The sequence below is a fragment of the Glutamicibacter sp. BW77 genome (assembly GCF_002332285.1).
Classification (GTDB): domain Bacteria; phylum Actinomycetota; class Actinomycetes; order Actinomycetales; family Micrococcaceae; genus Glutamicibacter; species Glutamicibacter bergerei.
Window position 1 is genome coordinate 1 of the sequence record NZ_NRGT01000085.1, and the last position, 10,808, is coordinate 10,808.

Sequence of the window (10,808 nt, forward strand, 5' to 3'; positions counted from 1 at the left end):
AACATTTGGGGAGCAGTTCATTTCGGTGAGCCTTGGGCCCCTTTTTGGATCCGATAAGACTTAGCGTTTACGCGCCAAAACCCGTGCGAGAACCTCCTCCTCGGCATCCGGGCCCGGCTTGATGCCGCCAGGAACCTTGACGAAGAATACCGCGCCGAGTACCCACCAGGCGGCAAAGATCAGCCATGGTTCCCAGCTCAACGAGGCAGGCATACCCGGCATGTAAAGCAGGAAGAGTGCCGCGGTCAAAATGACCGAGGCGTACCCGATGATCTCGCCACCGCGCCCCTTGCCGGCCACGCGCAGCGGACGAACCATCAATGGTTCGCGGCGGCGCAGGATCAGGAAGGTCACCGAAACCAAGAAGTAGGCAATGATGATGCTCGGGGCACCGGAGTCAACCAGCCAGCCGAGCATCTCCGCACCGAAGAATGGCGCGAGCACCGAAATTCCGCCGATAAAGTACAGCGCATTGGCGGGGGTCTGGTACTTCGGGTGCAGCTTGCCGAACCAGGCCGGGAGCATGCCACCACGGGCCATGGAGTACACCAGTCGGGAAGCTCCGAGCAACAGCGAGTTCCACGAGGTCAAGATGCCGGCCAGTCCGCCGGCAATGAGGATCTTCGCCATGACATCCGAGTTGAACAGCGCACCAAAGGCATCAGCCGTGGCGATATCCGCGTTAGCCAGCGCAGCCGCAGGCATGGCCGAGGCGGTGGTCAGCACCACCATCACGTACCAAAGGGTGGCCAGCACTACGGAGATGACGACCAGCTTGCCAATCTGCTTGGCCGGGATTTTCACTTCTTCGGCAGACTGTGGGATCACGTCGAAGCCGATGAACAAGAATGGAACGGCAACGAGCACCGCAAAGAAGCCGCCCATGCCTGGGGTGAAGAACGGTTCCATATTCTGCGCCGAACCGCTGGTGACCGAACCGAAGATCATCAGCAATCCGACGAGGAGCAAGAAGAGCACGGTGAAGGTTTGCACCACACCAGCCTGCTTGACGCCGCGCACGTTAATCCAGGTCACCAACACGCCTGCGGCCACACCCACCAAGGCCCAGGTGAGGTGTACTTCGAAACCTGCAACCGTCCACAGTGGAATCTTGCTCATGCCCGGGAAGATGTACTCCACGGTGCGCGGGAAAGCCACGGCTTCGAAGGCCACGATGGTGACATAGCCGCCGATAATTGCCCATGAGCCAATAAATGAGGAACGGGCACCGAGCGCGCGAAGAATGAAATTATGTTCTCCACCGGCCTTGGGCATAGCCGCGGTAAGTTCTGCGTAGGTCAGGCCCACGATGGCCATAATTGCGCCACCGGCGAGCATGGCACACACCGCGCCCATGGTGCCGGCGTTATCCAGCCAACCTCCGGTGAGTACTACCCACCCGAAACCGATCATCGCGCCAAAGCCCAGGGCAAGGGCGTCCCAGTTACCTAAAGTCTTAGCCAAGGTTGTTGGCGCTGCCGATGGTTCGGCGAGATCTTTGCTCATAATGTACTTCCGTGTTGATGGATCGAAAATAAGTCCATCAGCTATTGTCCTGTCCGTCACAGGGAGGTATTTTGCAGCTCACAGCTGACGCGTAACATTCATCGACCAACGGTAGCGATAGGGAGTTGAGCGGTGGTTTTAATGTCTCGGATTACTTTTTTTGTTTCAAAAACATGGCAAAGATGACGGCAAGAATCTGAAGCAGCGCAACGCATAAGACCACTGTTGCCCAACCAAAATGTATAAAGGGAATACCAATGAGCCAGCCCAAGAGCGAAGAACCCATGTAGTAGAAGAGGTTGTAGAGGCTCGCGGCTTGCGCGCGAGTGGCCGGGGCAAGCAAGGGAACCCAGCCACTGGCCACCGCATGCGCGGCAAAGAACCCGGCGGTGAAGATGATCATTCCTAGGATGATCAGCATCAGGTTTCCCGGCAAGGTCAGCATCAGCCCAGCCATGCTGACCACGACGCTCAGCAAGAGCGTGCCGCGTCGACCCAGTCTCGCTACCAAACGCCCGCTGGCCACCGCAGACCAAGTGCCCGAAAGGTATGCGATAAACACCAAGGAGGCCAGGGACGCGGGCACGAGGAAGGGCGGCGCTTCCAGACGGAATGCCAGATAGTTATATACGGCGACAAAGCCGCCCATGAGCAAGAAACCCTGAAGGTAGAGCAACGGCATGCGCCCGCCCAGCGCTCGCTTGAACTTGCCCAGAATAGGACGCAGCCCGCGTTGTTCGGTCGCCACAAAACCCTGCGCAACCGGTGCTTTGAGCAGAAAGAACAACGTCGCCGCAGCAGCCATCAGGCTGACCGACGCGACACCCCACCGCCATCCGGCGGGTTCTCCCACCCAGCTGGCCACCAGACGTCCGGTTAACCCGCCAAGTGTGGTTCCAGAGATGTAGGTACCGCTGGCCAAGGCGACTGCGCGCGGTGTCAGTTCGTCGGCAAGATAGGCCAACGCGCTCCCCGGAACTCCTGCCAGCGCGATTCCTTCGAGGAAGCGGGTGATGATCAACGGTTCAAAAACGGTCATCATGGAGCTTGCTAGTCCCAGAACCACCGAGGAGGCCAGCGCAATAGCGATCACGCGTCGCCGGCCAATGCGGTCCGAAATGATGGCCCACGGGGTGACGGCAAGCGCCAACCCCAAGGTGGCCGCGGATACCGTCAGCGCCGCTTGGGACGAACTGATATTCAGGTCCGCAGCGATGCTCGGCAAGAGCCCCTGGACAGAATACAGCTGGGAGAAGGTGGCCACACCACCGGCGAACAACGCCAGCAACATGCCACGGTAAGGAACTGAGTGTGGTTCGTGCCCGGTAAAACTCAAACTAGACCCCGGTAGGAAGTAGCGGATACACCAGGTAAAGCATCAATAACGCCATGGCGTTATTAATGAAGTGCAACAGGTAAGCGTAAGCCAGCGATTTGCCCGAAAGGATATAGGCCAAGGACATCAAAATGCCCAACATCAGATAAGGCAGAACCTGGGTGACCGAGGCGATTCCACCGCCGTTAAGGAAGTGGATTCCCGCGAATACGAGAGTGGATATCAGTGCGCAGACCCAGATGTTCAGTTTGCGTGACAGTTTGCCAATCAGCAGGTGCCGGAAGAGATACTCCTCGACAAAAGGACCAAAGACCGCGGTCACCACAAACATGACCGGTAGCGGAACTGCAAGGGTCATCCCCTGCAGGGCTTCTTGGTTCTGGCTGATCTGTGGCCCACCAAAAATTGTTGTCACGATGGCAGAGCAGATAATTGTCAGTAGCCAGCCGCCCGGTAGCATCAGCCATTTGGCCCACGGGTAGTACTTCATGGTCTTGAAGGACTCGAAGAAATGGGCGCCGCACTGGATCATCGCCAGGATGAAGAAGGTGGTGTACAGGATCAAGTTGATCCCGAACAAGGCCTGTTCCTGCGTATCAAACGCACTGAAGTATCCGGGAATCAGCCCAATGAGCGCGGCCCCGCCGAAGACGAAGAAGACAATGTAGGCGCCGACGGTCCACCAGTCTCCACGGGACATCGCGCCGGGATCAAAGACGCGTTGTTTGCGGCGCGGCAGGAAATACTGCTGTGAGTATGGCGGGGGTTGCTGCATATTCATAGCCTATCGACTCAAGCCACTGCCATTTGCATCCGGGGGCTGTGTGCGCCGTTGATCTCCCCTGAAGAGTGAGCCGCCGCTAGTGCGCATGAAAGTGCCTGCCCTCCGGCAAGGTGCGGCGGGCAGGCGGTTTGTTCAAAGATTTATTACACGAGCGGGGCAGACATCCGGGCGGAGAAGAGCTTCGAGTAGCTCACCCCGGCAATAGCCGCACCGATCAACGGGGCAAGGATAAACAGCCAAACCTGGCTCAGTGCCTCGGGGCCGGCAAACCAGGCGACGCCCAAGGAGCGAGCAGGGTTGACCGAGGTGTTGGTGATCGGGATGGAAATCAAGTGGATCAGCGTCAGCGACAGGCCAATGGCGATTCCGGCAAAGCCTACCGGAGCGCGATGATCGGTGGATCCCAGAATGACAAACAGGAAGATTGCGGTCAGCACGATCTCAGCGATCAGCGCGGAAAGCAATGAGTAGCCATCAGGGGAACGTTCGGCATAACCGTTGGAGGCAAAACCGGATTCAACGGCGCTAAATCCGTCCTTGCCAGAAGCAATGGCGAAGAGTGCCAAGCCTGCAACTGACGCGGCGACCACCTGAGTGATCATGTAGGCGGGAACGGCTTTCCATTCCACGCGCTTGGCCAATGCGGCACCCAGGGTGACCGCCGGGTTGAAGTGTCCACCGGAAATATGGCCAACCGCGTAGACCATGACCAGCACGGTCAGGCCGAAGGCTAAGGCTACGCCGAGGAAACCGATACCCATGTTGATGGTGTCGCCGTCCAAGACCTGGGCGGCAAAGATGGCCGAACCGCAACCGCCGAAGACTAGGACGAAGGTACCGAGGAACTCCGCCATCAAGCGTGAACTCGTGGTGGGTGATGGTGATTCTGACATGTTTCTGTCTTTCTAGGAGGAAAAATACCGCTAGATGTTCACAGTCTAAGCTTTAATCTAAGTAATTGATGGAAACCTCAGGAAAATATTCGACGGTCCACGTCAGAACAAAGTCAGAACTCGTAGACACCGTTACGCGGTACGTTGGCTGGATACAGCAACCGCAGCCTGAGACGCCCTCAAAGAACTGCCGCTAACCCTCGGCACACCACTCACACACGGTTTTAGCAAAGAAAATAAACTGCTGTCCTAACCCTTGTCACCCATATCCGGTCGGTATAGGTTGAGAATCCACGAATCCACTTCGCTGCGAAGGTATACACATGTCATTTCAGGCCTATCTTGATACCGTCGAGACCAAAACCGGGCTCACCCCGCGGCAGCTTTTAACGCAGGCAAAGGATCGCGGATTCGGACCGGACACCAAAGCGACTCCAATTATCGAGTGGCTCAAGGAGGAATACGGGCTGGGTCGCGGTCACGCCATGGCGATGGTCCATGTGATCACGAAAGGGGCGCAAATCAGCGAGAAGCATGTAGCTAGCGGCGGATCCCACGCAGATGCCAGCAACACCTTATGGCTGGATGGCAAGGCAACAAATCCAGACGCTACCTAGCAAACCAGCCTCCCCCAGACGCGTGGGAATTGCCAGCTTGCACGGCGCAATCAGCTCAACAGCGCATGGCGTTCGCTCAACGTTGCTTCCCTATGCTTTAAGGGCTCTTCCCAGATGAGGGTGTAGGTCGGCCGGGCGCGTCGGTCCGCAGATAGACGTCGAGGTCTCCCGACGATGGAGGTTCCTACGCCATCCATCCGAAAGACCTCGACGTGACCGACGCTACCCCGCCGGCCGGCTTCGGCCGCCCTGACCTGACCGCCTTCGCGTCTCATCCCAATCGACCCTGATCGGGTCTGCTGATCCTCTCGACGAGAACGCAGCGACATCATAGCCACCCAACCCCGACCGTCCGGGAAGCCGGGGCACGTCGCATGGCCTGTGCTGCGGGCGTGTCGAGTGGGGCGTCCAGGGGCGACGCAGGAGCGTCGACGCGACGTGCTGAGAGGTGGTTCTAAGGCATGGCGATAGGTCAGGAACGGCGTCGCTCCCTGCGCAGGAGGGAGCGCAGAGTCTCGGCGTTCGCGTAGCCGACCCGTAGCGCGATCTCGGCGGAGGTGAGGTCCGTGGTTGCTGAGAGGTGCCGAGCTCGTTCGATGCGAAGCCGTTGGACGAAGCCGAGCGGAGTGAGGTTGAGCGCCGCACGGACTCGTCGTTCGAGGGTGCGCCGGCTGGTGCCGAGCGACTGCGCGACGAAGGCGACGTTGAACGGTTCGTCCAGGCGGGCGCGCACGAAGCGTTCGAACTCGACGACGATCGGGTCCTCGTGCCGGAGATGTTCGTAGGCGACGAAGGCCGCCTGCGACGGACGCTCGTCGATGATGAGGAGCTTGGCGACATGTTGGGCCAGGTCGGGGCTGATCGATCGCACGAGTGAGAGCGCGAGGTCGATGTGGGCGAAGGCGGCGCCGGCGGTGACGAGGTTCCCGTCGACCACGACCATGGTGTCGAGATCGAGGGCGACGGTCGGATAGCGCTTCAGGAACTCCGGCCCCAGGAACCAGCTGGTCGTCGCCCGCCGATGATGCATCCGTCCGGTCTCGGCGACGGCGAACACGCCGGTGCACGCCGCGGCGATCCGGGTGGTCGCCTCGTCGAGGCGCCCGAGCGAGGCGATGACCGAACGAGCATCTCGGCTCTGGAGGGCGTCGTTGGTAGCGGCGGCCGTAAGGGTTCCAAGCGCAGGGACGACGACCACGTCGAACTCTCCGGACTCCGACAGCGGGTGGTCCACCGACAGGGTCATCGATGCCGTCGTGGTCACTCGCCGTTTCGGTCCGAGGATGGCGAGTTCGATCGGGTCGATCCGCGGGTCGACATCGCCGCGGGCTCCGTCGGCCACCCGCACGATGTCGATGATCGACGCGATAGCCGAACCGAAGCAGCCGTCGATCGCAATCAGTCCAATACGCATGACGTAAACAATAGCAATACTGCCGTATACGCCACTTCTCACATGCCCTTTTTCGTCATATACTGAACTTGCTTCACCAAGAAACCTCGACACCTAGGAGAACCCCTCATGTCAACACCCGCATCACTTCCGTATGCCTTCGTCGCCAAGATCGTCGCGGCCGATGGACAGCACGACGCGCTCGCCGATCTGCTCGCCGGCGCTGTCGCGCTCGCCAACGAAGAAGTAGGAACGATTGTCTGGTTCGCGGTCAGGACCCACGCCGACACCTTCTGGATCTTCGATGCATTCCCCGACGAGGCCGCTCGCGACGCCCACGCCAACGGCGCCATCGTCGCAGCCCTGATGGCCAACCAGCACCTCCTCAGCGCAGCACCCGAGATCCTGGCGGCCGACGTCCTCGCGTCCAAGCTCCCGTAGTCCGCCAACGCACGAGACCATCGCGCCCCGCCGAGCCGTCGCCAGGTCGCGACGCAACGCCACGCTGCGTTGCCGAGCGGTGCGAGGCCTATCGGCACACGGACAGGATGCCGGCCGCGAGCGCTCAGCCTGCGAGGGGTCCGTCGCAGAGGAGAGCGACGTCGGTGTCGGGCAGAGCCGTGAGGCCAGCGCATCGCGCGACCACCAGAACCGACCGTTTCACCGGAGCTTGCGGCGGCGTCGAATCCGAGTAAGCTCCATTCCTTTAGCTCACCGCGCCCTCCTCCTCGCCGGTCCCGTCGTCGTCGAAGACGTTTCAGGGCTCTTCCCAGATGAGGGTGTAGGTCGGCCGGGCGCGTCGGTCCGCAGATAGACGTCGAGGTCTCCCGACGACGGAGGTTCCTACGCCATCCATCCGAAAGACCTCGACGTGTCCGACGCTACCCCGCCGGCCGGCTTCGGCCGCCCTGACCTGACCGCCTTCGCTCGACTCGACGGCCTCGGTCTGAGCGTGACCGGACAACGACTTGAACCGGATCGTGCGGTCCTCGCGTGCCGCGTGGTGGAACCAGATCAGTGGTGCCGACGGTGCGGCAGCGAAGGCGCTGCTCGTGACACCGTGATCCGGCGGTTGGCCCACGAGCCGCTGGGCTGGCGACCGACCGTGCTGGAAGTTGTAGTGCGCCGCTACCGCTGTGCCGACTGCGGACACGTGTGGCGCCAAGACACCAGCGCCGCGGCGGAGCCACGCGCGAAGCTCTCGCGCACCGGGCTGCGGTGGGCGCTGGAAGGGATCGTGGTCGCACACCTCACCGTCGCCCGTGTCGCCGAGGGACTCGGGGTCGCGTGGGACACCGCCAACAACGCGGTCCTGGCTGAAGGCAAGCGGCTGCTGATCAACGACCCCACGCGGTTTGAGGGCGTGAAGGTCATTGGCGTCGATGAGCACCTCTGGCGCCACACCAGGCGTGGCGACAAGTACGTCACCGTGATCATCGACCTCACCCCGGTCCGCGATGGCGCCGGCCCAGCAAGGCTGCTGGACATGGTCGAGGGCCGGTCGAAGGCGGCGTTCAAGACCTGGCTCTCCGACCGCGACGACGCCTTCCGTGACGCGGTCGAGGTGGTCGCGATGGACGGCTTCACCGGGTTCAAGACCGCCGCTGCAGAGGAGATCCCGGACGCGGTCACGGTGATGGATCCCTTCCACGTCGTGCGCCTGGCCGGTGACGCCCTCGACAGGTGCCGGCGCCGGGTCCAACTCGCGATCCACGGGCACCGTGGGTTCAGGGACGACCCGCTCTACAAGTCGCGGCGCACGCTGCACACCGGCGCGGACCTGCTCACCGACAAGCAGAGCGACAGGCTACGCGCGCTGTTCGTTGATGACGCTCACGTCGAGGTCGAGGCGACCTGGGGTGTCTACCAGCGCATGATCGCCGCCTATCGCCACGAGGACCGGCAACGTGGCCGCGAGCTCATGGAGAAGCTGATCACCGACCTCAGCGCCGGCGTCCCCAAGGTGCTCACCGAGCTCACCACCCTGGGCCGGACCCTGAAGAAGCGAGCCGCTGACGTGCTCGCCTACTTCGAACGACCTGGCACCAGCAACGGGCCGACCGAGGCGCTCAACGGACGGCTCGAACACCTGCGCGGCTCCGCACTCGGGTTCCGCAACCTGACCAACTACATCGCCCGAAGCCTGCTCGAGACCGGCGGCTTCAGACCCCAACTCCTACACCCCCGATTGGGATGAGCCACTTTAAGGCGGCGTCGAAGAACCTAGGAGCCCGAAGCGAAGAGCGGTTCCTTGGCAAGTTCCTTGCCTAGCTCGGGAGCCAGCGAACGGGCAAAATCATGAGATAGATGCGACTGATCATAGTAGGTGATCAGCGAGCCGAGGACCGCGAAGCAACGCTCATCGGAGCAGATGCTGTTCGTGAGGTCTGCGTGAACGATACCTTCCGGGGCAGTTTTACTGTCCAGGGCCTTTTTCAAGTTATGCCGGATGGAGAGGCCCTTGTCGCGAGTTACGGAGCAGGCCTGTGGATCTTCGGGGTTCGTAGCCACGCAGGTGGGCACGTTCTTGTTGCCGAGCCGAGGGACCTCCTGAATGACCGCGACTTTTTTGCCTTTTTCGGTCCACGACTTCCAGAGGCTGGTGAATCCTTCGGTTTTGGGATCTGAAAATTCGTAACCGGGCGAGGAAACCCACTGGCGCTTATTGCCTTGAGCCGCCACGATCACGGCATCCAGAGTTTCATCATTGGCTAGTTGTGGGCCCAGCGCCCGAATTGAATCGGTGCACAAACGCTCGGCTTGGCCACTGAGCTGTTCGGCCTGCTTCAAGGCAGCCAGCGAAGGAGAACATCCCGAGCGGATATGAGTTTCAAGCTGCCAACGACGCTTTTTGGCCAGAACCTCTAGGGCCGGAAGCCACGCGGTGGCGTGTGAGTCCCCCACGACAGCAACACGGAGCTTGGGATTCTCGGTGTCTCCCAGCAGGCAGTTCTTATCCCCCACCTCGAGAGTGTCGGTCTCGCATCCTGGGAACAAAGGTGCCCGGACCTGTTGGGATACTGCGACCGCCGAAGGATATGGGGCAAAATCCGATTCCACCGGCTGACAGTTCACCGGATCCAGCAATGTGCGGGCTCCATAACAAGGATCATCTTGGCTCATTCGGGGCAGGTTGGCGCTTTGCGCCGAGGCAGCGGTTCCTGCCCAACTAACACCGGCAATAATGAGCATTCCAGCCAGTGCAAAAATCAATGCGTTCTTTACCGGTTTGAGCAGTGAACCAAAACGTAGCGGGTTTTCAATCAAGAGTTGCGACAGCCATGCCAGCAGGAGGGTCAGCGCGAAGATTCCTGCCTCGTGATACCACTTCGGCTCGGTGTTCAGCACAAAGGGTGCCACGATAATCAGCGGCCAGTGCCACAGGTACGCGCCGTAGCTGATGTCACCAAGCCAGCGTGCCGGAGCAAGAGAGAGCCAGGTACCGTGTGAAAACCAACGCCCAAACCCATGGCTAACGTTGGCAGCAGCGAGGACGGCTGCAGTTCCCAGTGTGGGTACCAACGCCATGGTTCCGGGGAACCTGGTCAGCGTGGGAATCATCAGCGCACCAATGAGCAGTGTTGCCAATCCAGCCCAGCCCAGCAGCATTCCGGCCCAACCACGGACACCTCGGTTGATGCATAGAAGCGCCACCAACCCTCCGACGGCAAACTGCCAGGCTCGCGCCGCGGTATCAAAATAAGCGCCAGCTGGGTTCGCCGCGGTGATCCATAAACCGTAAATAAAACTCAGTACCGCGATGATGCTGATGGTGATCAGCATGATGCGGTGGACCGAGTACCCGCCTCGGAGTCCGGCACCGGAAATATGCTTCTGAGGGAAAATCTTCGGGATGAGCCAGGCGCCGGCCAACAGCAGTAATGGCCAGCAAAGGTAGAACTGCTCTTCAACCGACAAGGACCAATAGTGCTGAACCGCGGTCGCCATCTGCCCGGCGGCGGCGTAGTCGGTCGCGTCCGAGACCAGCGCCCAGTTCTCCACATAGAGTCCGGCGGCTGCAAGATGCTTGAACATTGTTCCGTGCTCGGTGGCGGGGATCCACAGATAAACCAGCAAGGCTGTCGCGAGGAGCACGGTGAATGCCAGAGGCAAAAGCCGGCGGATGCGTCTGGCCCAGAAGTTCAGTAAGGAGATTTTCCCGGTGCCCTGTAATTCGCGATAGAGATGCGCGGTGATCAGGTAGCCGGAAATGACAAAGAAGATGTCGACACCGATAAAGCCGCCGCTGAGCGCACCGGGTGAACTGCTCCCCAAATGT

At 60.6% G+C, this 10,808-nt stretch carries 9 protein-coding genes; 3 read left to right on the top strand and 6 right to left on the bottom strand.

The features are described from left to right. Positions 1 to 60 precede the first annotated feature (60 nt). The 4 genes from CIK74_RS16955 to aqpZ form a co-directional block, all read right to left on the bottom strand. Positions 61 to 1,506 carry an APC family permease gene (locus tag CIK74_RS16955; RefSeq protein ID WP_096257556.1) on the bottom strand — a complete coding sequence of 482 codons (1,446 nt, stop codon included), beginning with the start codon at positions 1,504 to 1,506 and terminating at the stop codon, positions 61 to 63. Between the two features lie 151 nt (positions 1,507 to 1,657). After that, on the bottom strand, positions 1,658 to 2,842 hold the full coding sequence (locus tag CIK74_RS16960) for an MFS transporter (RefSeq protein WP_096257557.1): 1,185 nt from the start codon (positions 2,840 to 2,842) through the stop codon (positions 1,658 to 1,660). Between the two features lies 1 nt (position 2,843). Next, on the bottom strand, positions 2,844 to 3,617 hold the full coding sequence (locus tag CIK74_RS16965; protein WP_096257558.1) for a type II CAAX endopeptidase family protein: 774 nt from the start codon (positions 3,615 to 3,617) through the stop codon (positions 2,844 to 2,846). A gap of 152 nt (positions 3,618 to 3,769) precedes the next feature. After that, a complete protein-coding gene (aqpZ, locus tag CIK74_RS16970; protein ID WP_096257559.1) occupies positions 3,770 to 4,519 on the bottom strand; it encodes an aquaporin Z in 750 nt (249 codons plus the stop codon). A 323-nt stretch (positions 4,520 to 4,842) separates the two neighbouring features. On the opposite strand from aqpZ, the gene CIK74_RS16975 reads away from it, so the two are divergent. Further along, complete coding sequence (locus tag CIK74_RS16975; protein ID WP_096257560.1) at positions 4,843 to 5,136, top strand: DUF4287 domain-containing protein; 294 nt, start codon at positions 4,843 to 4,845, stop codon at positions 5,134 to 5,136. Positions 5,137 to 5,608: 472 nt separating this feature from the next. On the opposite strand, the gene CIK74_RS16985 is transcribed toward CIK74_RS16975, so the two are convergent. Continuing rightward, on the bottom strand, positions 5,609 to 6,550 hold the full coding sequence (locus tag CIK74_RS16985; RefSeq protein WP_096222961.1) for a helix-turn-helix domain-containing protein: 942 nt from the start codon (positions 6,548 to 6,550) through the stop codon (positions 5,609 to 5,611). 108 nt (positions 6,551 to 6,658) lie between these two features. On the opposite strand from CIK74_RS16985, the gene CIK74_RS16990 reads away from it, so the two are divergent. Continuing rightward, a complete protein-coding gene (locus CIK74_RS16990; RefSeq protein WP_027020518.1) occupies positions 6,659 to 6,970 on the top strand; it encodes an antibiotic biosynthesis monooxygenase in 312 nt (103 codons plus the stop codon). Positions 6,971 to 7,400: 430 nt separating this feature from the next. Then, positions 7,401 to 8,726 (top strand): ISL3-like element ISPfr2 family transposase, encoded by a 1,326-nt coding sequence (locus tag CIK74_RS16995; protein ID WP_096257562.1) that lies wholly within the window; start codon positions 7,401 to 7,403, stop codon positions 8,724 to 8,726. A 26-nt stretch (positions 8,727 to 8,752) separates the two neighbouring features. Here CIK74_RS16995 and CIK74_RS17000 read toward each other — a convergent pair. Continuing rightward, a partial coding sequence (locus CIK74_RS17000) for an acyltransferase family protein (RefSeq protein ID WP_141392985.1) occupies positions 8,753 to 10,808 on the bottom strand: 2,056 nt, incomplete at its 5' end.

Bases quoted from the DNA above. Each gene is read 5' to 3' on its own strand.
- CIK74_RS16955 (WP_096257556.1), bottom strand. From the start codon at position 1,506: ATGAGCAAAGATCTCGCCGAACCATCGGCAGCGCCAACAACCTTGGCT.
- CIK74_RS16965 (WP_096257558.1), bottom strand. From the start codon at position 3,617: ATGCAGCAACCCCCGCCATACTCACAGCAGTATTTCCTGCCGCGCCGC.
- aqpZ (WP_096257559.1), bottom strand. From the start codon at position 4,519: ATGTCAGAATCACCATCACCCACCACGAGTTCACGCTTGATGGCGGAG.
- CIK74_RS16975 (WP_096257560.1), top strand. From the start codon at position 4,843: ATGTCATTTCAGGCCTATCTTGATACCGTCGAGACCAAAACCGGGCTC.
- CIK74_RS16985 (WP_096222961.1), bottom strand. From the start codon at position 6,550: ATGCGTATTGGACTGATTGCGATCGACGGCTGCTTCGGTTCGGCTATC.
- CIK74_RS16990 (WP_027020518.1), top strand. From the start codon at position 6,659: ATGTCAACACCCGCATCACTTCCGTATGCCTTCGTCGCCAAGATCGTC.